Genomic DNA, 24,828 nt, shown 5'->3' with positions numbered 1-24,828 from the left:
GCTTTTTAACTAATACGCTTATGGTACCTAAACCAATAGCTGTAATATTTATAAAAATTTTAAAAAATTACAACTAACTGATTATCAGCTTAAAAAAAACTAACTAATGAGATAATGACAGAATACAATAACAGCAAAAGGAATCGCCTTATCGTAATTATCTTTTAAGAATTTGTTTGCTTTTGTAATATGGTCGTTTACTGCTGCTTCTGAAATTTGCAAAAGCTTGCTTACTTCTGCATAACTTTTCTTCTCCAATTTGCATAGGAGAAAAACCTTTTTTCGTTGCTCAGGAAGTTTGTTTATAGAACGAAAGAGTTCCTGGTCGGCGCTTTCCTGTGAGATTTCTTCAAAAGGATTATAAACCTCTGAAATGCGATGCCATAATTCATCCGCCAAATTTTTGTCTTTAGAGACACTCCGGAAATAGTCGTTTACAAGATTGGATGCAATACGGTACAGATAAGCTTCAAGCGGTTTATCTCCATCTATTATATCCCTGTTATTCCATAATTTTATGAAAAGTTCCTGTAAAATATCTTCAACCAATTCCCATGATTTAAGCAGTCTGAAGAGACGGCCTGCTAGCTTTTCCTTATGAATGGAATAGATTTTCTCAAAAGCTGTATAATCCCCATCCCGCAACCGAAGTAGCAACTCCTTTTCAGCGATTATGGTTAAGGATTTCACTTATTTAATTCAAATAACAAGTTAAAGTTAAATATTTGTTGATGCAATCTCTAATGTTTGATGAAAATTCTACCATCAAGTTATTAACCATAATTGCAGTTTTGATCAAAATGAACTGCCCCCACATTCCTCTCATCACATGCATATTGGGACATGGTAAAAGGTACATTTTTAACATTTTCTTGACCTTAAATATTACGCCTTTTGCTATCAGAGTATTAAAAAAGACTACCTGATAAAATTCCAGGTAGTCTTATGTAATCAAATATTCTTAAAATTAATTTCTAATCATTCCAATGAACCATATCATAAGGGTAATATTGTTGATCCTTTAGAGAACTATCATCTAAGCCTAAAACTTGCACCAATGCGCCACTTTCCCAATTCCAATATCCTGCATAAGTGTCGTGTTTACTTTTATGATTAGCGTACCATCCCGTATCTGAATGTCCTTTGTACCATTCTTTATCTAAATATAATTTTAGTCTTTCTACTGCCTTCTCTTTCTCACCTCTCGTCGCTAAAGATATAACTTGCTCTAATCACTGATAGGGATCAGGAAATTTAAAGTTTTTAGCTTGTTTGTCCCAATTTACTTTTTTACTTAAGAGAAAATCTATTAAATAGTCATTTGGATCATCTTTCTTAATTAACTCTATAAGTTTAGAAAATTCATCTGCTTCTATATCTAACATTATTCCAATAGATATCATCCACAACATTTGAACATAAAAAGAGGTAGAATTATAAGTTAATTCAAACAATTTTATAGATTTTACATAGTCATGTCGTAGTTGTGAAACTTCATAACCTTCCGAATACTTTGCTATAAATAGGTTCCTTGTAAAAAGATCTAATGTGGTAGCACTATTTATGTATCCTTAATGCAGATCATCTAATCCTTCTATTTTCTCGATATATTTACTTTTCCTTTTTTGAGTATTCTGAATATATAAATCAAAATACTCTTGTGGCTTAATTTTATCTCATACCATATTATTGTAATTATCTCCGCCACTTTTTAGAATCTTTCCAATGCAACTAATAATTGCTATCTAAGAATGTCGATTTTTGCCACCCTTCAATCCAATTGTCAGCTATTAAATGAAAAAGTTCATCATTCGTTTTTGACTTTAATATTTCTAACCCTTCAGCGACATCTTTCAGTAACCAACCCTTACTATTTAACGTTAGCCAAGCCTCCTTCAATTTGTTGTTAAGAACAAAATCTTTAAAAAGCTCTTTTTTATTTGTTTCTTTAATCAACCATTTAGGTGTTTCTTTATCATTTTTTATAATTTCGTAAACGGTGGGGGAAATTTCAAACGAGCAAGAATTAGTCAGCTGTGGCTCATTAAAATTGTCATAAGAAGATGGGAAATCTCCTTTGTATGTTGTTATATCTTTAATAATACCTAATGGCAAATTGTCTTTAAAATACACTAATTCATTGAAATAATCTGTATTATCTCCATATTGATTAGAAAAATCATCTATTTCCTGATATTCTTTAAAATTAATTTTGTTTGCAAAATCAATAATTTCATCAGTAAGACCATCCTCAGAGATAATTATTGGTAGAATTAGGCATACTGCTAACTGTTTAAAATTAAAGGCAGTTTCTACTATAGAACCATATTCCAAATCCAGCTCTACAAAAGGATTCTTTCTATCAATAAAAAAATGATTAATAACTCCCTTATAAGATGCTCCATAACCTAAAAATAAAGGAACTAAACAAGGAGGATGTTGATACCAATACGTATCAACGGAATTATAATCATCATGATATGGTATGTCAATTTTCCTAAAAATTAAATTTTGAAGATTAATATCTATATTTAACTTATTAACTATTTTCTTCAACAATTCCATTGTAATTATTTTATATTAAATTTAAACAAAATTTCATAACTAAACTAATATTTTAAGGGGAAATTGGACGGGGTTGTGGTAAATTATACGGTTCAGGAACAATAGCATGATCATTACTAATTGGACCTTCCCAAATTTTTGATGGGTCAGATGTTGTTTGTTCATGAGCTTGTTGATGGACATCACGAGAAACAGGTTCAGTTAATTGGTTTGGATTTAAAACATCATGAGGATTATCATATTTTGGATAATTCCAGTGGTGAACTTCGCCTTCAATTGTAATACCTCTACTTCTCGCTTCTTTGCCAAATTCTTTTCTTGTATTTTTCCATACATCTGTACACATTTTTTGAATTTGTTCCCTTGTCATTCCTTCAAAATTATTATTTTTTGCTTCAATATATCTTTTGTAAATATTATCTTTTGGAGAATTAGCCATCTTCTCTAAAGTTGCATGGTATATATCTAGTAAAATCGGACTGTCTTTTAATAAACCAATTCCCAAACTTTCAGGAGTAACTCTGACACTTTCATTCATCTCGAATGCCTCTCTTTCGCCTGCTGGCTCACTATCCTGGTTTTCCGTTACATTGCCATCTCTAACAGTTTGCTCTTTATCAGTCTTTTTACCTTCACCATCTTTTACAGATTCTTCAACTTTATTCTTTGGCTCTGTCTTACTAGTCAGCTCTTCTGGTGCCTTATGTACTGGTGATAAAAGCATTGCCATACCCGCAACATCCTGCCAGCTTGTGGAATATCCTGTTCCATCCTCCTTTTTCCATCCTAATGCAGAGCCGGCCATATTCTGCCCAGATTCGTACATACCGGTCTCCATTGCAAAAACACCTGTTCCCGCAGCTCCCCATCCCGATTCTCCAGTATTACCATAATGCCCTAAACCAGCCTGTGTCGCAGTAGCAGTACGTAAACCAACTGCTGTACCAACCGTTGTCCACACTGCTGTTGTGCTTGCTCCAGCGCCAGCATACCCAAAGGAAGCCGCAATGTTTTTCACAATATTCATAGGGCAACTCTTCGCAAATTGCCAAGCAGCCTGTCCAATCCCTCTTATTCCGCCACTTGTAAACGCCGATGCACCTCCCGCCCATAATGCGCCTGCCATACCTACGGCAGCACCAGCCATCATTCCCTCCATTAGTTTTCCCAAATAATTGGACGCACCCAATGCAATTGCCTGATTCCAGCTTTTAATTTTAGGATTGAAGGTAACTATTCCGCCAGGTATCATGCAAGTCATTTTGAAATCACCTGTTACCTGCGTTATTCCCTGGATTACAGTTTTGTTAGCTTTAGGTACTTCTACCCATTTTCTTATTTTGGCACCCAGATGGCCACAGAGCATACTGCCTACAACTGCTCCCCAGGCAGCACCCGCTAAACCAGCAAGTGCACCTAATGCGATCAGCGCTGCTCCACCTGTAGCTACAGTCATTGCGGCAATTACAACTACAGCTGCTGCCAATAGTGCATATATTAGCATGAGCTTAGTACAGCCAAAATCTATCCAACTACTGGTTACTTTATCGTTTACAGTTATATATTTTTCTCCTGATGCTTTTTTGGTGGTTTTATTGGAGCCTTGCAGCTGTGCGGGTACAGCGCCATTTGTACACTGCCAAAAGTCGTTCTCAGTGATTCTTTTATTGCCCACTTATTACTTTTTTCAATATTTGCTTTCGTGTATGATGTGCCAATCTTATCTTGTCTCCGTTGTATATTTTTTGAAAAACATGCTGACGAAGAAAGATGTGCTCTCCTTTTTTAAAACTCTTTTCAATAAAAAATGACGAAGTATCAAAATCTCTAGTTAACCCAATCCGAATACTGATACGCCATATCTGGAAAGTCTTTTCCCATTTTTTTCCTGGGTATAAAAATGATTTTTTTGTATGTGCAGGTTTCATAATTATATTTTTAAATCCGAATCCTTTCTATTTTCACTTTAGATAAACCCCTTGATTTAACTGTTCTGACAAATGCTTTCAGGGTATATATCATGACCATCTTACGCCATATATTTTTTCATCATTTTCTGGTGCAGCTTTTGTCTCATTTTCGGTGTGTTTGTTTTTTTTAAGCGTTTGTTTTTCTCCATCGCTCAACATCGTAAACTTAAATTTATGATATAGCTTTTCGGGATTTACTTCCTCCATTTTACTTACATCAGATCTTCTTAGTCTTCCGCTTTCATATTCTACTAAACGCTCCTCATCCTGTATCATCTTGATCTGAACAGGGTCAATTTTAATTTTGTCTTTAAATTGATGATAAGCAGCATTACAAAAGCCATCACTTAGTGGCAACTGCGGATAAGCCTTGGTATTAACAATCAATGTTTCTTTGCCCTTAACAGGTAATGTTGAATTACATTCTGATTTAAGGTTCCATTCCAGATTTGCGGTATTAAAAATATTAGTACCAAAAATCTTTTTAGCCGCTGGTAAATCGGTATCATATACATGTCCAAAATACATGGCGAAAAATTCGTTGGCCTGAACCGCGATCATCACCTTATCAGCATTATTAAAAATTTCATCATGTAAGGTTATGGCTTGTTCCAATTCTGCGTTTCCTGAAATATGTTTCTGTATTTCTGCTTTGGTCTCTGCCCATTTTGATAAAATAAAATCGGTGTTAAGCACTTTAAGTACTTTGCCACTCGGCGCTATTTGCAGGTGCAGTTCATTATACATCCGCCCAAAAACCTGGCTTACCTGTGCCACCTCCTTAACCATTGGATTATTTGCCTTTACCACTTTGCTTTCCAGCACCAAAAGCCTTACTTCTACAAAATCTTCCTTTATGCTCAGCACTTGAAAATCATATCGTATTTCAACTGTAGAAAGGATAGTAGATTCTATTGCATTTACCTCAGCATCAATGGAAAGTGTATATTGATCCCTAAAGGGTTGTCTTATCTTGATTCTTTTATCGTTTATCATACTTTTAATTTATAAATACATCTTTACCGGTAATTTTCACTTCGCTTGTCACGATCATTCCAGGGCTTCCTTTGGCTTTTCCTACATTAGTGGTAGAGGTTCCTTCAACATTTACTGTTTTAGATTTCACGGTAATACTTTCGCCATCTATTGTTATAGTACTGCTTCCAACTTTTAAAATAACCTTTGAGGTTCCACTCAGATCTATAACACCATCATCGCCCATAGTTAATACGCTTTGACCCTTTCCAACGTTCGTAGAATGCTTATTTCCGGCGGTTACATGATGACTGATATTTGCACTTGTTGTTGCATTTCCTTTACCGTCAAATTTCATATTGGCACCGCCCTGATCGGTCAGGAATACAGACCCCTCGCCATCATTCAGTTCCAGTTTATTTCCACTTCGGCTGCTCAAACTTTTTACGTTATTATTTTGTCCGCCGCCGCCGCCAACTCCACCGTGAAACATGCCACCCATTACAAACGGTCGGTCGGGATGCTGATGAACAAAATTAACGATGACCTGATCTCCAACTTCGGGAACAGCCATAAAGCCTCGGTTTTTACTTACCTTATCACTGCCTCCGGCATCGGGCGTCATCACGCGGATAAATTCTGATATGCTATCTCCGTTCTGCCAGTCAAACTTTACCTGCACTCTCCCCTGGTTTTGTGGATCGGTATTAGATATAACTTTTGCAAATTGTGGTTCTGCTTTAGGTACATGAAACTCCGGACGGGGGATAAAACCGGTATCTGATGCAATCGCTTCAAATGTTCCGGTATAGTAACCCCTTGCATCTACTTCATGATTAACATCTATAATCATAAGTTTTGTAAAATAGCTAGTTTCGTTACTATCCGATTTGCGCATTTCAATATCTGCAATGCAACCTGGGTATAAAAATGGAATGGTAGAAGTTCCTGAGGTTATAAAAACTTCTGAGGCTTTACTACCGGCGGTACCTTTTTGTGAAGCATCAATATCCATAAATGAAGATGCTTTTATAGGCGCTACCCTTAAAGAAGGTGTCGAAAACGTTTTTTCTGATATTTCGTAAGCACGTTTTGCGATGTCTGATGTATGGCTGATTTTTGAATTTCCAGTTTCTAGTTTTTCATTTTTGCTGCTGTTATAACCATAAAAAGTCGGATTTACATGTTGCACGTTCATCATAATATTTACATCATTTACAGTGCTGCCATAAGTAAGCTTAACAGGCTTTTCCTGCGGTGGCAGTTTCCCGAAATGCAATACTTCACCGTCATAGAAGAACTGCTCGCCATAAGCTTCGGCTATTCTTGCCAGATAATTATAATGGGTTTCTTCATATTGCGAGCTATAAGAGATATTTCCATGCTGTGCATTTACCCTGAAGTCAAATTTGCTTGCTCCCAATCCTTCTTTGATTACCTGATCTGCAAGGCTGTTGAGACTGATTTCCTGTTTGCCACCAAAACTTTGAATATGAGGCGCAGCATCCAGCAAAATAGTAGGGCTAAAGCCGTGAAGAAGAATATTCCCTAAACTGCCTTTTTCCTGACTGAAACCAACTTGTGTAATCACGCCAACAAAATTCCTTTCTGGGCCATCTTCTACATCTTTATATTTAAAAATTACGGTAATTCGTTTTCCCAAAAAATTTTGGGCCTCTTCAAGATTATGATTTTCAGCACTGCCCAATGTATCATGAGCCAGCATCAAACTGAATTCATGGTGTTTTACAGCACTCTGTTTTAATTTGAAATGTTTGAAATGCTTTATTACCTTACCTTCAATGACAATTTCTAGCTTAACCACACGGTTAATCCCTAAAATTTGATTTTCGGCAATCGCCTTGGCATTATGTATTTTGGAGACAGGCTGATTCTTCCAAACTTTATCTGGTGTTATGGATGGATTGTTGGGCTGGATGACCTGATTCATAAACATATTGGAATATGTTTGTGCCTGGTTTATTGTCTGCCCGGTCTTCTGAACTTTATCGGATAATTTCTGATCTATTTTATTTAAAGTTTCTTTTCCAATATTTTCAGTTACCTGTTTGATTGGATCAGAACTTTGGCCAAGTTTAGGAACTTGATCTTTTGATGATTTACTATTTTGAAACATCGCATAATTTTTTCTTATTGTGTTTATGTGCAAGGAAATTAATCCTTAAAATATAATTGCAGTACAGATTATACCTGTAATAACGGCTGCATATTTAATTGAATTAGCTTAATTTTCTTAGGACAAAAAAACCAGGATAAACCCTAAGCGAGTGAATCTGTAAGTATCTTGATTTTGTCTGTTGATTGTTGAGCTATTGGTTTCCAGGCGGGGAGACTTCTTAGTCCGAATATCAGGGGCGATATTTTTTGACTAATTATAAAACTCAAGGAGTAAATCATTTGATAAGACTGTTGATTGTACTCCTATTCAGATCTAAATTACTTTTTAGTTTATCATAATTTTAAAACTTTTAACAGTTAATATTTCGTGCTATGGTGATTTTCGTAATAAAGATAAACTATATTTTTAAACCACTCCATTTTTTTAGTAATATTTGAGATTCTGTAGTAATTCTACTACTAACAGCCGTTAGGTCAGTATGATGATGGTTTATGACCCAGTTTAACGAAACCAGAAATATCATAGATTAAAAATCTTTTTTAGTGTATTTAAGATTAAAAAAAATCATGATCAGGGAATGAAAATGATTAAAATTTCTAATCCATTTTCATTCTGGCCAATCCAATTTCATGTTCCTGCGGATAGGGCAATCTATGCGTCATGCTTACATCCTCCTTAATTCGTTGGTGCGCTTCATATTGTTTATCATTATCATAAGCATACCTCGGATCAGGAATAAATGGCATTTTTTCCATTTTAATAATGGTAATGGTTGGAAAATGAAAATCTACTTCTACGGTTCCAAGTAGTAGATAACAGCCCCCACCCTTAAACGGGTATTTTTCGAGGCAATCGGGAAAATGGGCGGTATCAAAATAATTGCCTTCTGCATCAATCCATGTTCCGAAATACATGGTTCCCCTTTTAGTAGGGACGTGTTTACGTGAAATCAGGTACGCCAGCATCTTAATCTGCTTCTTATGATATTGTACAAGATTGTTAGCCATTACCGAACCCCTGTACTTTGTGACCAGCAGATCAAAAGGGTTACAGGAAACAGGAAAATCCAAAAGTTCAATTTCATCAAAGGCATCCTCGAAAACTGCTCTTTTGAGTTCAGGAAACTGATATTCTTTTACGGGTTCCTCAAACAATGCCGCCATCCTTCTTTCCGGCTTAAAATCGTTTAGCAGCATTCTGGCTTCCAGCAGAAGTTCATTTTTTTGCTTTCCCGTAAAACGGAAAGCACCGATAAATATAAGGATCTGCATGGCAGCTACCCCTATTGGAATCCGTTTAATAAAGTCTTCCAGTGATTTAAAACTACCATTTTGATTTCGCTCAGCGGTAATCAATAAAGCTGTTTTAGTTTCCAACGCTTGCAGATGCATAAAGCCTAAATACACATCCTTTCCGTACAGTGTAGTTTCCCAGTCACTTTTGTTGACACAAGGAGGTAAGATATTAGCACCCGACATCCGTGCTTCGTGAACATAAACCTCTGTGCGGTAAAAACCTCCCCCGTTATTGATCGCTGCAACCATAAATTCTATCGGGTAGTAAACTTTGAGGTAAAGGCTCTGATAACTCTCCACCGCATAGGATGCAGAATGCGCTTTACAAAAAGAGTATCCCGCAAAAGATTCAATCTGACGGTACACTTCTGTACTTAAATTTTCAGGATGCCCAAGCTTGTTGCAGGATTCAAAAAAGTGATCTTTTACTTTTTGTAGCGCGGCAAGCGACCTGCCCTTGCCACTCATGGCCCTGCGTAAAACATCGCCATCTGCAGCCGGTAGTCCGCCGTAATGCAAGGCAATCTTAATCACATCTTCCTGGTACACCATAATCCCGTATGTATCCCCTAACTGCTGTTCGAATACAGGATGGAAATATTCAAACTGATCGGGATTGTTGTGCCGGAAAATATACTCCTTCATCATTCCGCTCTGCGCAACCCCAGGCCGGATGATTGAGGATGCCGCGACCAGCACTTTATAATTATCGCATTTCAATCGTCGGAGCAGACCACGCATGGCGGGCGATTCGATATAAAAACAGCCAATGGTTTTACCCTGGCTCAAAAATTTATTGCACTCCTTTTCATCTTTGGAAAGGTGGTTATCTCTTATGTCAACATCAATCCCTTTATTTGTTTTTATGAGTTTCACAGCATCATTGATCGTACCAATACCCCTTTGCGATAAAATATCAAATTTTTCTAGCCCTATATCCTCTGCAACATGCATATCAAACTGAACAATAGGAAAACCCTTTGGAGGCATCTCCAGTGCGGAGTAATTGGTAATCGGCTCTTCTGATATCAGTATCCCACAGGCATGCATACTCCTTTGATTAGGAAATTTCTCCATCATCTTTCCATACTTATAAACTTGCTTGACCACAGAATTTTTATCATGGTTTGCTTCAGGCTGAGTAGCCAGCACATCCAATTCTGCTTTCGGTAAACCGAATACTTTTCCAACCTCTCTAAAAATAGATTTGTATTTAAACTCAACATTTGTTCCGCAAAAGGCCACGTGGTTCTTGCCATATTTTTTGAAAATATATTCTAAAATAGTATCACGTTCCTGCCAGCTCCAGTCAATATCAAAATCGGGTGGCGTTTTCCGGTTCAGGTTCAGGAACCGTTCAAAATACAGATCAAGTTCTATCGGACAGATGTTGGTAATACCAAGGCAATAACTAATAATACTATTGGCTCCACTCCCCCTTCCAATGTGCATAAAGCCCATTGAATTGCTGTATTGTACGATATCCCAGGTAATCAGAAAATAACCGCAAAAATTAAGTTCATCTATAACTTTCAATTCTTTCTCCACGCGCCTGTTGGCAACATCGTCATTTAGCCCATATCTTTCCGCCAATCCTTCATAAGCTAAGCGGGTAATGAGCTTCAAATCCTCTTCCTTGCTTCCGGTATAGTGTTTTTTATTTCTTGGAGTGGAAAACGCAAATTCAAAACTACACCCGTCAAGAATATTTTTGGTATTCTCAGTAATCTGTGGATAGTCTTGGTAGCGGTTCAAGAGTTCATTTAGCGGCTTTAAAACCTCATCCTCTCTGCAATATTGATGAGATTCCAATTTTGTTCCTATTGTATTGAAAGCAATACCCCTTAGTACACGGTGAAGGTTATATTCCTGTTTCGTTTGAAAGGTAACAGGCTGCAAAACCACCATTTTATGCAAGAGGCGTTTCCATTCCGCGCGGTATAAAAGATTCAGTTGCTCAGGCCGGATTCCAATGTATTCGTTCTCTGAAAAGATTTCGGGTATATTTTCAACCGGATAAATAGTGATTACATTTTTAAAAATAGGATTGGTTTTTGGTAGTGGAATATTATCACAGTTAAAAGAGGTCAACATCTGGTTGATCTCCGCTATACCTTCTGCACTTTTGGCCAGCGTAATATACAGCAGTTCATCATCCTCTCTGATTTCCATGCCCACAACAGGTTTTATATTTGCCTGCTTACACAATTTATAAAACTCATAAATAGCTGTGACCGTATTAATATCGGTCAGGCATAGTGTTTCCAGTCCCAATTCCGAGGCAGACTGTACCAAGGCTTCTACAGAAATTGTTCCGTAGCGCAGGCTGTGGAAAGTATGGCAATTAAGATACATAACAATGGTTATTTAACAGCGCTTTGAAAATTAAACCCAGAGGCACGACCCACTGCGTTTTTCCCAAACCGATTTTTAATGTTGTCCATTGACTGATAAAGGCTCATCATCTCTTGTGTGTCCTCAAAAAGATTCATTTGGTATTCGCCATGCACCAAGCCAGCCAGTTTTAACCCAATCAACCGAATACGCATTCTGCGGCTATAAATCTTTTCGAAAAGTTCTAGGGCATATTTACAAATGGTGTGATCTGCCGAGGTGTAACTTACACGGCATTGTTTGGTCTCAGTATCAAAATTGGAATAACGGATTTTAACTACAATGGTTGAGGTAAGCCATTTTTCCGCACGCAGCTGATTGGCAAGTTGCTCTGCCATTCCTGTTATCAAGGACTTGATTTTTATAATGTCAATCGAGTCTTGAGAAAAGGTATGTTCCGATGAGATAGATTTTCTCTCCGAATATGGAATAATCGGGGTGTCGTCAATTCCATTGGCTTTCCTCCAAAGTTCCAGTCCGTTCTTTCCCAGTATTTTTTGAAGTACATCCGTTGGCATTTCCGAAAGGGTTCGGATGGTCCTGATTCCAATACGGGAAAGCAATTTATAGGTTTCCGCACCGACCATTGGAATTTTCCGCACGGATAATGGATTTAAAAAAGGTCTGATCATGGCTTCCTTTATTTCCATATGACCATCTGGCTTAGCTTCCCCTGTGCCAATTTTTGAAACCGTTTTATTATTGGAAAGGGCAAAACTGATCGGAAGCCCTGTCTCTTTGGTTACCGATGATGCAATTTCCTGTGTCCACTGATAACATCCAAAAAACTTATCCATTCCCGACAAGTCGAGGTAAAACTCATCTATACTTGCCTTTTCCATTAACGGCACTTTTTCCCCGATAATTTCAGTGACTTCGTGGGACATTTTAGAATATAGATCCATATCCCCTTTCATCACTTTGGCTTCTGGACAAAGTTTCAAAGCCATTTTTATCGGCATAGCAGACCGTACCCCAAAATAACGGCTTTCGTAAGAACAGGATGCAACGACGCCCCGCTCTCCCCGCCAATAATGATAGGCTTACCAATTAGTTCCGAATTATTCTTTCGTTCACAGGACACAAAAAACGTGTCCAAATCCATATGTACTATTGCTCTTTCCATCTCACTTCATTTTTACTCAACAAAATTGCTAATATATTTAGCAAAAAGACTTAACTTTGTTGCTCATATTTATCGCAATGTCAATTTTATCAGAAAACTTAAGATATCTCAGGGCGCAGACTAAACTTTCTCAACAGAAAGTTGCAGATGCACTTTTGATCTCACGAGGTGCTTATGAGAAATATGAAAGTGCTCATGCACAGCCACCAAATGATACATTGGTCAGAATATCCAGGTATTTTAAAGTAAGTATAGATCTTTTGCTGACATTGGAATTAAGAAAATATCCCTTAGAAAGTTTGATGAAACTTTCTGACAACCGGATCTTACTACCCATTACCGTGGACAGTACAGGGGAAAATAAAATACAAATAGTGCCTTATAAGGCGCAGATGGGCTATGTTAACGGATTTAGCGACCCAGAATATATAGGCGGACTCCAACACATTTCTCTCCCATTCCTGCGCAATGGCATATATCGGGGATTCCCCGCCGAAGGTGATTCCATGCCCCCCTTCAAGGATGGTACCTATATCATTGGTAAGTATGTTGAACAAATCAGTGAAATGAAAGTAGGGAAAAAATACCTGCTTATAACACGAGGTGGTTTTGTTTATAAGAAACTGACCAGTATTGAAGAAAATTCTATCTGGGTTAAATCAGATAACACCTATTTTGAACCCTATGAAATTTCTGCCTACGACCTTCTTCAAGTTTGGGAATATCAGTATAGCCTGCTCAAAGATTATGATATTTTAGATTTTACAGACAACAGTACCAAAGAAATGTTCCTTTCCATTAAACAGGATCTAAACAGAATTGAAAAACATTTAAAACCATAAGTCCATCCCAACTATGGGAAGCACAGACTTAATTTCGTATTTAAAAAAAATATAAATTTGTAATAACTAAAAACGACCATGTGAAATTGTCTCGCCGACATATCAACACGGAAAAAGGTTCCTATGAAAACCTTGTTCACCAATACAACCATCAGGTATTTTCTTTTATTTCTAAAAAGATACAGAATGAAGAAGATGCACTCGATGTGTTGCAAAATGTCTTTATGCACCTCTGGATATACAAGAAAAGCTTGGGCAGTACAAATACTGCAAACATTATCTTTACCACATGTAAGGATAAGATAGCTGAATATTACAGAGCTTCAAAAAAACAGCCTCCCCGTGAAAATATTTCTTCCAATCTGGCAGATACTTCATTTGATGAGCTAAACTCAGCCAAAAATAAAGACCGCTTGCTGACCGAACTTGAACAAAGCATTGTGCTTATAATCCCTCCATTACGTAGGAAAATATTTAAAATGCATAAACTCGAAGGCATTACTCAGGAAAAGATTGCCCTTGAATTAAATATTCCAAAAAGCACAGTTAAATATCACATCTTAGAAGCAATGTCCTTTCTCAAAAACCGCCACAAAACCGTTAATTAAAGTTAAATAGTCTTAAAAAGAGTTAATCTTTACCTAAAATCACTGTCCTTTTTCCTATTTCTTCAGAGTATATAATATAGCCCTGATATTATGGAAGAGAAAGACAACCAATTGCCCCATTTTGACAATAAAGAAGACAGAGAGATTTGGGAAGATATTCTCAATAACCCTGTTAAATCGCTCACGCCTGAAAAAGAAAACCATTTCTTTGAAAATTTGTATCGTAAAATAGATACGTACGAACGAAAAAAGAAACTGAGGAGATTAAGAATCTACAGTACTGTTGCTGCAACAATTATGTTGGCTATTGCTGGTTTAATTGGTTACAACGCCACTTTCAAACCTGATGTTTATTTGGCCAAACTACAAAATTCTGAAATTAAACTTGCTGATGGCTCTGTTGTAATCCTTGCACAAGGCGGTAAACTGACCGTTGAAAAATCATTTCCTGCTGATACCAGAGATGTTTTTCTGGAAGGTAATGCAGTATTTCATGTGGCAAAATCAAAGGAACATCCATTTATTGTTCATGGAAAAGGATATGAAACAAAAGTACTCGGAACTGTTTTTAAGGTAACGCAAGATGGCAAGACTTTCAATGTTGATCTGTATGAAGGAAAAGTAATGGTCTACCAACAAGGGCGTTCCAAAGAGCCTATCGTATTGAAACCTCAACAAACATTCAGCAATTTGGGGATTCCCCAAGTCGCTTCTGTTACCCAAACAGTGGACAAGAAGTCTGCACCCATAAAAGATAAATCCGCAGCCTTTACATTCGATAAATGCCCTATCAGTGATGTGGTAAAGGTTATAGAAAAAACCTATGGGATAACACTACACTATCCCGAAGATCTGGAAAATGCTAAAATCACCTTAAGCCTTCCTAATGCTACTGCTGAAGCACTTATACAATCACTTGCAATACAGCTTAATTTAAATATAAAACAAAAAAATGATTCAATTTTTGAACTGGAAAAATAGGCTATGGTGCTTGATGACACCAGCCATGATACCTGATAGATAGTTGTAAGCGAAGTACAAAAAGACCGACGGGTCCCACCGCCGGTCACGTACCAAACTAATAAACAAAATCTTCACTGAGTTACTAATTTTAATACAATGCAAAAATATGAAAAATATTTGCACGGCTGTCCTATTCCTAATATTGGGGATAAGTCTATTCAGAGGACAGCAACAAGACCTTTCTAAAATGAAGGTCAATTATTTGGCTGGAAAAATTTCAGCCGCGGAAGCAATTGAAAGCTTTCTGGTTGAAAATAAGATCAAATCATATGCTTATTCTACTGATGAGCTAGAAAAGTATAAGATTCAGGGAGTAAAATGCAGCAATGAAAGCCTAGTAGATTGCGTTAATAAAATACTAAAAGGCTTACCTTTTGAGGGACTTATCTTTAATAATATCATTATAATCCGGCAGAAAATCAAGAAAGTATCTGCTGTTTCAGATATTGAGGAAAGTACTCCCCAGTTGGCTATACAGCAAAAAAGTAAAGATACCATAGCGTTTTCTATTAGGGAAACCAAAATCGAGGAAATTACACTGAATGCGGGTTATTATGCTGTAAAGGATAAAGAACGCACCGGAAGTATTGCTAAGGTGACAGCAAAAGAAATAGAGAACCAGCCTGTAAACAATGTCCTTTCTACCTTACAGGGAAGAATGTCTGGTGTCAACATAACCCAAAACAGCGGAGTGCCAGGTGGTGGCTTTGATGTTCAGATCAGGGGTAAAAACAGCTTACGTTATGATGGGAGTTTTCCACTGATTGTTATCGATGGGGTGCCCACCAACAGCCAATCCAATGCTATAGGCGCTTTATCAAACGGAATGATCACAAAAGGCGAAGCAAGCCCCCTCAATGCCTTAAACCTGAACGACATCGAAAGTATTGAAGTATTGAAAGATGCAGATGCGACAGCCATATACGGTTCAAGAGGAGCAAACGGAGTAGTATTGGTGACCACAAAAAAGGGAAAAGGTCAGGGTACTTCCTATATTCTTGACCTGAATACTTCTGTCAGTAAAGCAAGCCGTTTTTTAGAACTGGCCAATACCGAACAATATCTGCAGATGCGAAAAGATGCATATAAAAATGATGGTAGTACGAATTATCCGGCCAATGCCTTTGACCTAAACGGAACATGGGACCAAAACCGTTATACAGATTGGTACAAACAATTTATAGGGAAAACGTTTCTAAGCCAACAAGCACAATTTTCTGTCAGCGGTGGTAATGACCTTACTCGTTTTTTTATGAACGTGAACCATCTCGAACAATCTACCGCTTATGGAAATGGTTTCCGATATCAAAAGATGGGTATTGATTTCAGCGCCACCCATCAGTCGAAAGACAAAAAATTTAAGATCAGTCCAACAGTTTTGTATTCTTTTCAAAGAAATAACCTCTTTGAATCTGATCTTACCAATCAAATCTTTCTCACGCCAAACGCTCCCGCCATTTACCTGCCAGATGGTACGCTTAACTGGGCAAACAATACTTTCGCCAACCCAGTCGCCAAGCTGAACAATGAATATAAAGCTAAGATATATACCCTATACGTTCAGCTAACTTCAGAATACAAAATATCAAAAGATTTTACCTTCAAACTAAACGGCGGATACACCAATACTAACCAAAAGGAAGTGCGAACAAATCCCTCCACAGCTTCCAATCCGAGCCTTGGCAGAACAAGCCGAAATTCGGTCATCTATTTCGGAGATGTAAATAAATACAGCTGGATTTTAGAACCCCAGCTTCATTGGACAAAAAAATCGGAAAAACACCAGTTTAATGCTTTGCTGGGTACAACATTTGAATCAAAAAACGAAGAATTGTTTCGCATACAAGGCAGTGATTTCACCTCCAATGAGCTGATATATAATCTTTCAAATGCAAAAGTTCAAAAAGTGAATGAGGACACCGAAACAGGTTATCGATATATGGCTGTTTTTGGAAGGTTCAACTATGGCTTCCTTAACAAGTACTTTGTTAACTTAACGGCTAGAAGGGACGGCTCAAGCAGATTTGGTTCCAACAACCGTTTTGCAAATTTTGGTGCTGTTGGAGCTGCCTGGATATTTTCAAAAGAACAATTTTTAAAAGATAATAAAGTAGTAAGTTTTGGCAAAATCAGAGGAAGTTATGGGGTTGCTGGTAGTGATCTTATTGGAGACTACCAATTCCTAAATACCTATACCATTTCATCTACGCTTTATGACGGGAATACAGGACTCTACCCCTCCCGTTTATACAATCCGAATTTCAGCTGGGAGAAAACAAAAAAATTAGAGACTGCATTAGAATTGGGCTTGCTTCAAGATAGAATATCTCTTACCGCATCATGGTACCAAAACCGTTCCTCTAACCAATTGGTAGGATTTCCTTTGCCAGCTACTACAGGATTCCCTACAATACTAAGTAATTTTCCGGCGACAGTGCAAAATTCAGGGTTTGAATTCGATCTTGGTTTTTCACCTATTCAAAAAACACCTTTTAAATGGAGTACCTCACTAAACCTTAGTATACCAAGAAGTAAATTACTCGCTTTCGATAATATCGCATCTACTTCTTATGCAAATTCATATATCGTGGGAGAATCCATGAATATTAAGAAAGTTTACGAGTTTAAAGGCATAAATCCAACCACAGGTATCTACGAATTTACCGATCTTAACGGCGATGGAAAAATTGATATCAACGACCGTACAAAAACAGTAAAATATGGCACCAGACTTTATGGTGGACTTACCGGACAGTTTTCCTACAAAAAAATATCCTTAGGGTTCCTTTTACAGTTTGCAAAACAAAGTCTCTATAGTCTTGATTACTCATTGCCCGCAATTGGATCAATGAGAAACATACCGACCTATATGCTGGATTACTGGACTCCTGAGCATACTAATGGCAGCTACCAATTGCCGACTACGGGACTAAATTCTAATGCTGTTAAAGCACAAAGCCTATATCAAAGCAGCGATGCGGTTATTGTTGATGCTTCGTTTATAAGGCTTAACAACCTGCAGTTATCCTATACAGTTCCCATTAAGGAGTTATCCATGATATTGACACTTCAAGGCCAAAATCTATTTACCATAACCCGCTACAAAGGACTATCTCCAGAAGCCGAAGGAATTTATCTTCCATTTGCCAAAACCTATTCATTCAATGTCACACTAAAATTCTGATCATGAAAAATTATATACAATACTACCTAATCCTGATACTTATTGCCCTTACAATGACAGCAATCAGCTGTGAAAATTTTTTGGAACTTGATGATCCCAAAAACCAAATATCACAGACAACAGTATTCAGAAACAAAGAAACGGCAACTGCTGCACTAACCGATGTGTACACAAATTTAAGATCTAAAGGCATCCTTACGGGAGATACTTCAGGGATGAATTATTTACTGGGATGCTATACTGACGAGCTGACATCTGTCACTGCCCAGCAGACAGACTTTCGGACTTTTTACGAACTAAGCATTCAGCCCAATAATTTAGCTGTCAGCAGTCTTTGGACCAATGCATATCAGCAGATATATGCCGTAAATAATATCATTGAAGGCGTACAGGAAAATAGCTCCTATCTTGACCCAGCTACAGTAAACCAACTTTTGGGTGAAGCTTTCTTTATCAGGGCCCTTCTACACTTTTATCTTGTGAATCTATATGACCAAATTCCGTATGTACAGTCAACAAACTATATTATTAACCAAAATATTCCAAAAAAATCAGCTTCGGAAGTCTATAATCTTTTGATTCAAGATTTATTATCATCCGAATCAAAACTTGGTAACAGCTATCCCGGCACTGGGCGGACAAGAGCCAATAAATCCACGGCACAATTGCTTCTTTCCAGAGCTTACCTTTATCGAAATAATTGGGCAATGGCAAAAGATTATGCTTTAAAGGTGATCGCAAATCCCGATTATTCCGTTGTTCAAAATTTGGACATGGCCTTCCTCAAAGATTCCAAAAGTGCTGTACTTCAATTTATGCCTGTTGAGGTAGCAGCAAATACTTTAGAGGGGCAGTATTTTATTTTCCAAACACTGCCACCGCCAAATGCTGTGCTCTCTTCAAGTTTTATGAGCTCTTTTGAGAATGGAGATTTACGGAAGCTTAAATGGACTAAAGAAGTTTCTAACGGCCAAAGTACTTTTTATCATCCTTATAAATACAAGCAGAATAATAAAACAGCTGCTTCTGTTGAGTACACCATCGTTTTCCGTATTGAAGAAGCATATCTGATATTGGCGGAAGCAGAAAATGAGATGGGCAATTCCGCGCAGGCTAAGATATACCTCAACGTTATACGCTCAAAAGCCGGTTTACAGGGAGATAGCTCATCATCCCAGACCCAGTTGCGATTAGCCATCCTTAATGAAAGACAACATGAGCTTTTCACTGAATTCGGACATCGATTTTTTGACCTGAAAAGAAAAGACCTTTTAGACCAGAAGATTTTACCCCTAAAATCCAATTGGAAAACCTATTTCAGAAATCTGCCACTGCCGGAACAAGAACTCTTAATTAACCAAAATCTTAAACCGCAAAATGAAGGCTACTAGATCATGCATTGCCCTTTTTACCTATTTAGTATTTGCTCAACTTTTATCTGGGCAGAACTCCCAATGGTATCAGGTCTTTAATAAAAGTGTGACCAAAAATGGTAACTGGATATATTTTGTAAAACATTATGATGATGGGGAACAGGAAGGTGTTTTGCAAAATGGCGCTACTTTAAAAACGACCATCTTCAGAAATCCAGGTGAGGTATATCTTGATGATAAGGTTTTGATACTAAAGAATAAGGATAATACCGTTTTCATCAGAAACTTGAAAAAGCAGGAAGAATTTCAGTTTCAGCAAATTTCGGGTTTCACCCATGATTCAGATACGAGCAATACTATACTGACAACAACAGCAAAGGAGATTTTGGTTGTAGATAATTCAGGGCTGGTTCGATATAAAACAGCGAACGTTGAAAAATTAACAATAACAAACGGGAATTTATGGATCAGAAAGAAAAATGTAGTCTCCCTTCTCAATTTAAAAACACTAAAAGAAAAAATCCTTGTGGATAATTTTCAGCGCTGGAGCGTATTAAAGGAAGAAGTAAGCATAGATGAAAAACTTTTTAAACAAATTTTGACACGAGATAGTATAACAATTGCAAGGTTTTATGATTTCGAAGGCCACCTTCAACTGGAGAAAGAACTTCCGGCAGCGTTCGCAGCTTATTCCCGCTACAATTTTTTTGACTCTGGCTATCTAAGTGCTTCCAAACAGCCTTTTAAAAACGTTAAGAACTCAGATTCTATTGAAGTCTGGTCTTCAGAAGATAAAGGGATAAAGCCTAAAATTATGAAAAATAAGATCGAAGGCTACACAGATCTGATTTTCGAGGTAAATACTTCTGCGAAGTACGAAAACCCTCCTATTTTTGGGGCAACACGCAGTTCTCTTATTTTTGACAATAAAGTGGTTTTAGATTTCTACGACCTGGAAAACGATGATTTCACCGAGGAGATTGCATCTCCAACTTTCAGGCTCAGAGACCTGAAGAGTGGTGAAACTATTTTTACTGCGCAACATATAAGCGGTCAATATTTCCATGTGTCTAAAAAGTTTAACCAGTTGTTTTATTTTAAAAACAAAGATTGGTGGATGTACGATTATGATAAGAGAAAAGAGGTTAACCTAACTGCTGGCTTATCTACAAATTTTTATCAGTTTAACAGGCTGAATGAAAAAGTAACCCTTGCAATAAGCAGGCTGTTTCTAAGCCACGACAACAAAAAAGTATTTTTGACAGATGAAAATAATATTTGGGAATATGATTTGGTAATCAATAAAGCAATTAGGCTCACCCATTCCATTGACAGTCATATTTCCTATCGAATACTTAATAACAGTATTAATGAACCAGTGGAAAGATTAAAATGGACCAATTTTAATGAAATAGGCGAAAATTTTCTACTGCTTGATATTAGCAAGGATGATGGCTCCATGCAAGGTCTAGCGGTCTATAAAGATCAGAAAATTGATGTCATTGAGTCGCTCGGTGCAAATACGATCAGTCAATTGGTATATGCAGAAAATATGGTTACCTACGTAACAGAAAATGGAAATGAGCCCTATGTTCTAAAACTGTATAATATTAATTCGAAAAAGAAAAAAACAACATATTACAGCAATAAGGAAAATTTTGAGCCCTCACTTTTCCCCAGCACAAAAGTTCATTTTTGGAAAAATAAAGATGGAGAATCAGACTATTGTGGAGTAATACTGCCCCCAGATTATGACGCATCAAAGAAGTATCCTATGATCGTAAGGATTTATGAGAATGAAGCCAAAGGCTACAAAGATTTTGTTTACCCAAGCTATTACGGCCAGAACGGTTTTAACAGGTCCCTTTCAGCGATGAATGGTTACATTATTTTATTGCCCCGCATTGTTTACAAGAAAGATGAACCCGGCCAGTCTGCATTATCCTGTGTAGAAACAGCAATAAAAACGGCAGCTTCATTCTACAATATTGATCTAAACCGGATAGGCATTATTGGTCATTCCTTTGGTGGCTTCGAGGTTAATTATCTCGTTTCTCATTCCAATATTTTCAAAGCGGCCATCAGCGGGGCCTCCTTATCAGATATTACGGCTTCGTATTTTTCTCTCAATCAGAACTGGCTCCGTCCTGAGATTTACAGGTATACTGATCAGAGTTTCCGGTTTTCCGGTTCATTCTATGACATTAAAGAGGTTTATTATGAAAACAATCCGATTTTCCATGTGGAGAAAATTAACACTCCCCTGCTACTTTGGGCAGGCAAAGAAGATTATCACGTCAACTGGAATCAGAGTGTTGCAATGTTTATTGCCATGAAAAGCCTAAAAAAAGACTCCAAATTATTATTATTTCCAAGGGAAGGTCACGCGATCGTACGGAAAGAGCATCAGAAAGAGGCTACAACAAGATTTATGCAATGGTTCGACTATTATCTTAAAGGCTCTATGCGCCCTTCCTGGTTTTAGTCTATAAATAAGGTGTCCGAAGTTTACGGACACCTTTCTTTTTTAAGGTTTGAACAATAAATCAGGGCAACTTGTACCACTGATTTGGCGTAGCTGGTTTGCAGAACCATCCGTACAAATGAACGAACTAGGAACGTCACTACACTGAATCTGTGTATTCACACAAGTTTCACTTAATTCATCGTAGCGGTAGCCGTCATGCATAGCCGTTTTTTTGCTTGAGTTGGTAGCAAAAGCACCTAAAGCAGCAATCATAACAATAGCTACTGGTAACACGATTTTTTTAAACCTTTTCATAATGTAAAGTTTTGAAGTTAATGCCTACTCTTTGTAAACGGTTTTTCGGCTTCCCCCGTTTTTGAACTTTTGTATCATGTTTTTTGTAAAGTGATATCTTATAAGCATGGTTCCCGAGAGTACAAATAGGTATTTATCTGAAACAAGCATATGAGACATCTTATTTTTTCCATTATGCGGCACATAAAAACTACCAACATAAGACGGCTCCTGAACATTATAAATGTCGATAATCGAAGAATTTCTCCATTGCTTTTTCTGTTCATATCTCCCGATCACTCCGGATTCGTTAAAAAGAAGATTTTGGTGAACCACAGTTTTCTTATTGACTATTACAGGCGGAGCACTCATTTTGCGTTTACCATCCGATAGCTGCATCACTTTGATTTTTGCCTTCGAATTGGTATCAATAGTGTTCTGTCTTCGTAACAAATTCAGGCCTTTATCAATTGATAAAATTTGGTTACGATAGGAATAGACATAGTAACAGTTATCCGGATTTCTATCATCACTAACCAGTTGACCATCTGAATCAAAAATGCCATCTTGTTGTTTTTCTAGTAGTTGGTCACTTATAAATAGCCTGGGTAAAACGCCCTTACTAACATTTATAGTTCCTAATATGTGCTTTTTATTTGTGCTGCTTTGCGTACGAATGGCAAAAAGGCTGCTATCCATGACGACCATTTCATCAAAATAGCCATCACGATAGCTTATTGTTTTTGCGTCGGTTTCACCAAGCTTGCCACGGTAAATAATCGGTACTGAGCCATCATACAAATAGAAGTAAGGAGGTTTCACCCTGAATTTTAATGCGCGAAAAGTATATCCAACCTCATCTGGCTCGACTTTGAATGCCGTAATAACACCAGTAATTACATCTAAAACACTGAGTATTTTAGGAGCTGTATGATTTCCCAGAAATATTTTTCCATTCGATGATCCTGCAAAATAATAGGAATTAAACTTAAGATTATACTGTTTATCTTCTACAATCGGATGATTAAGATAGCGCCTGGTAAAGTTGTTTTCTTTTTTTATAATATCCTCGGACAATAAAAATAAACTTAAAACAACTCCAGCAGAAAGGAGACTAGCCCCCAATGCACTAACGCTTGTTCTGAATTTGCTTACTGAGTTTAAATTACTCAAAACATAAATACCAATAAGCGAAACGAGAATACAGAAAACATTAAAAATCAAGTGTTCGGTCCAGCCTAGTTCTTCAAGAATGCCGCCGCATGAGCAAGGCACAAAATCACTGTAATTAAGTATAAGGTAAATATATATCGTAAATGCCGACATCAAACTTAAAGAACCATACAAGCCAATAAGCCTGGCTTCCGGAAAGCAAAGCAAAAGGCAAATGACAAGTTCAGTTATGATAACAGCATAAGAAATAAATCCAGCATATGCGCTCAGTAGTGGAGATTGTGCCAACTGTACTTGAAAATTTTCAAAATCTAACACTTTGCTGATGCTGGCGTAAAAGAACAGCAGAACAAAAAAATAAGCAGCTATAACTGGCAAGAGAGTAATAGATTTTCTCATCATGGATGTGATTTAATTTCCTGATGTAAATCTCACTACATAAATTTTAAATAAAAACAGTAAATAGTATCAAAAACATGGGAAAAAGTATCAAAAACACTGAAAAAAGTATCGAAAACATGGTAAAACGTAATGATCGGGAATATTGACTAAATTTCTATCATTAATCTTGGAATAGAATGAATGGGAAAATTGTACTTTTTCCGAAACATCGCATACATACTGTTATAATCTGCGAAATTGTTTTTATAAGCAATTTCTTTCAAACTTAAATCACTTAAAATCACATCTTCTAAAACCTTCATCATCTTGATTTTGTTCTGAAATTGATGAAAAGTATCCCTAAAATATTCTCTGCAATCTTGCTGGAACCTATTGTAGTTCTTGCCTATGCTGTTTGCCAGTTCCCGTAGCGATTTAAACTTTGAAAGGTCATCTCGAGTTAATATGTCATCCAGGTAACGCAGAGATGTAGGCGTATACCGTATGAGGTCATCAGAGATAGATAACTCATAAAGAAAAAACACAATTGTGTTATTCATACTCTCAAAAACACCAATTCCAGTATATAGATAAATCCTGCTAGACTGGTGCAGGTGAAGATTTACTGGTATGACCGCTGTGTCGATTGGGAAAGTAACTAAACTAAGGAGTTTTTTACCAATACCGTCAAGCGGTTTTTTATTTATTACGGCGAGTTCAAATCTCTTTTCAATTCTGCTGGTATTATAATGATATTGAAAAGGAGCAATATTGACACTTTTGAAAAAACCAATATAGGTATCCACAATCTTTTTAACTGAATTACCAAGCACTTCAAGATGATTACTATTCAGCAAGGATGATTTTATTGGGAGTTGCGAAAACCTGATCATCGCTCCTTCAATGCTTTTGTCAATTATAGACAGTAGAAAGATATTCATGAGCCGTTATTTTAGTTTGAGACAAAAACTAAATAAAAAGTAAACTTAAACTATTTATTACAAAAAATCAAAAATAA

Annotated in this window: 18 protein-coding genes and 1 pseudogene; 6 read left to right on the top strand and 13 right to left on the bottom strand. The window is 37.1% G+C overall.

The window, feature by feature from the left end; genetic code table 11:
- Positions 1-99 precede the first annotated feature (99 nt).
- The 10 genes and pseudogenes from AMQ68_RS12965 to dinB all read right to left on the bottom strand — a co-directional run bounded on the left by AMQ68_RS12965 (position 100) and on the right by dinB (position 12,465).
- Complete coding sequence (locus AMQ68_RS12965; protein ID WP_054511042.1) at positions 100-690, bottom strand: RNA polymerase sigma factor; 591 nt, start codon at positions 688-690, stop codon at positions 100-102.
- 284 nt (positions 691-974) lie between these two features.
- Positions 975-1,220, bottom strand: coding sequence for a PoNe immunity protein domain-containing protein (locus tag AMQ68_RS25945; RefSeq protein ID WP_082384068.1), 246 nt, complete (start codon positions 1,218-1,220; stop codon positions 975-977).
- 12 nt (positions 1,221-1,232) lie between these two features.
- On the bottom strand, positions 1,233-1,520 hold the full coding sequence (locus AMQ68_RS24935) for a PoNe immunity protein domain-containing protein (RefSeq protein ID WP_241775129.1): 288 nt from the start codon (positions 1,518-1,520) through the stop codon (positions 1,233-1,235).
- 211 nt (positions 1,521-1,731) lie between these two features.
- The gene (locus tag AMQ68_RS12960; protein ID WP_054511041.1) at positions 1,732-2,565 is read right to left on the bottom strand and encodes a hypothetical protein; all 834 of its coding nucleotides are present in this window, start codon (positions 2,563-2,565) and stop codon (positions 1,732-1,734) included.
- A gap of 52 nt (positions 2,566-2,617) precedes the next feature.
- Positions 2,618-4,069: a hypothetical protein gene (locus AMQ68_RS12955; protein ID WP_123905694.1), complete on the bottom strand. Its 1,452-nt coding sequence runs from the start codon at positions 4,067-4,069 to the stop codon at positions 2,618-2,620.
- 160 nt (positions 4,070-4,229) lie between these two features.
- A complete protein-coding gene (locus AMQ68_RS12950) occupies positions 4,230-4,493 on the bottom strand; it encodes a hypothetical protein (RefSeq protein WP_054511039.1) in 264 nt (87 codons plus the stop codon).
- Positions 4,494-4,583: 90 nt separating this feature from the next.
- Positions 4,584-5,531 carry a hypothetical protein gene (locus AMQ68_RS12945; protein ID WP_054511038.1) on the bottom strand — a complete coding sequence of 316 codons (948 nt, stop codon included), beginning with the start codon at positions 5,529-5,531 and terminating at the stop codon, positions 4,584-4,586.
- Between the two features lie 4 nt (positions 5,532-5,535).
- Positions 5,536-7,647 carry a type VI secretion system Vgr family protein gene (locus AMQ68_RS12940; protein ID WP_054511037.1) on the bottom strand — a complete coding sequence of 704 codons (2,112 nt, stop codon included), beginning with the start codon at positions 7,645-7,647 and terminating at the stop codon, positions 5,536-5,538.
- Between the two features lie 599 nt (positions 7,648-8,246).
- Complete coding sequence (locus AMQ68_RS12935; RefSeq protein WP_054511036.1) at positions 8,247-11,300, bottom strand: DNA polymerase III subunit alpha; 3,054 nt, start codon at positions 11,298-11,300, stop codon at positions 8,247-8,249.
- An 8-nt stretch (positions 11,301-11,308) separates the two neighbouring features.
- Positions 11,309-12,465 (bottom strand): annotated as a pseudogene (gene dinB, locus AMQ68_RS12930) (DNA polymerase IV).
- 77 nt (positions 12,466-12,542) lie between these two features.
- On the opposite strand from dinB, the gene AMQ68_RS12925 reads away from it, so the two are divergent.
- From AMQ68_RS12925 to AMQ68_RS12900, 6 genes are all read left to right on the top strand, one after another.
- Complete coding sequence (locus AMQ68_RS12925) at positions 12,543-13,307, top strand: LexA family transcriptional regulator (RefSeq protein ID WP_054511035.1); 765 nt, start codon at positions 12,543-12,545, stop codon at positions 13,305-13,307.
- A gap of 80 nt (positions 13,308-13,387) precedes the next feature.
- Positions 13,388-13,915, top strand: a complete 528-nt coding sequence (locus AMQ68_RS12920; RefSeq protein WP_054511034.1) for a sigma-70 family RNA polymerase sigma factor — start codon at positions 13,388-13,390, stop codon at positions 13,913-13,915.
- Between the two features lie 90 nt (positions 13,916-14,005).
- Positions 14,006-14,896, top strand: coding sequence for a FecR family protein (locus AMQ68_RS12915; protein ID WP_054511033.1), 891 nt, complete (start codon positions 14,006-14,008; stop codon positions 14,894-14,896).
- Positions 14,897-15,044: 148 nt separating this feature from the next.
- Positions 15,045-18,122, top strand: a complete 3,078-nt coding sequence (locus AMQ68_RS12910) for a SusC/RagA family TonB-linked outer membrane protein (protein WP_071254799.1) — start codon at positions 15,045-15,047, stop codon at positions 18,120-18,122.
- Between the two features lie 2 nt (positions 18,123-18,124).
- A complete protein-coding gene (locus AMQ68_RS12905; protein ID WP_071254796.1) occupies positions 18,125-19,513 on the top strand; it encodes a RagB/SusD family nutrient uptake outer membrane protein in 1,389 nt (462 codons plus the stop codon).
- A complete protein-coding gene (locus tag AMQ68_RS12900) occupies positions 19,500-21,980 on the top strand; it encodes a S9 family peptidase (RefSeq protein WP_054511030.1) in 2,481 nt (826 codons plus the stop codon). The genes AMQ68_RS12905 and AMQ68_RS12900 overlap by 14 nt, the downstream gene beginning before the upstream one ends.
- Before the next feature lie 42 nt (positions 21,981-22,022).
- On the opposite strand, the gene AMQ68_RS12895 is transcribed toward AMQ68_RS12900, so the two are convergent.
- The 3 genes from AMQ68_RS12895 to AMQ68_RS12885 form a co-directional block, all read right to left on the bottom strand.
- Positions 22,023-22,277 (bottom strand): DUF6520 family protein, encoded by a 255-nt coding sequence (locus AMQ68_RS12895; protein ID WP_054511029.1) that lies wholly within the window; start codon positions 22,275-22,277, stop codon positions 22,023-22,025.
- 24 nt (positions 22,278-22,301) lie between these two features.
- The gene (locus AMQ68_RS12890) at positions 22,302-23,831 is read right to left on the bottom strand and encodes a DoxX family protein (RefSeq protein WP_241775122.1); all 1,530 of its coding nucleotides are present in this window, start codon (positions 23,829-23,831) and stop codon (positions 22,302-22,304) included.
- Positions 23,832-23,977: 146 nt separating this feature from the next.
- Positions 23,978-24,751 (bottom strand): AraC family transcriptional regulator, encoded by a 774-nt coding sequence (locus tag AMQ68_RS12885; protein ID WP_054511028.1) that lies wholly within the window; start codon positions 24,749-24,751, stop codon positions 23,978-23,980.
- Between the last annotated feature and the right edge of the window lie 77 nt (positions 24,752-24,828).

The organism is Chryseobacterium sp. ERMR1:04 (assembly GCF_001297705.1).
Taxonomy (GTDB): domain Bacteria; phylum Bacteroidota; class Bacteroidia; order Flavobacteriales; family Weeksellaceae; genus Chryseobacterium.
This window is presented reverse-complemented; position numbering and strand designations above follow the sequence as displayed.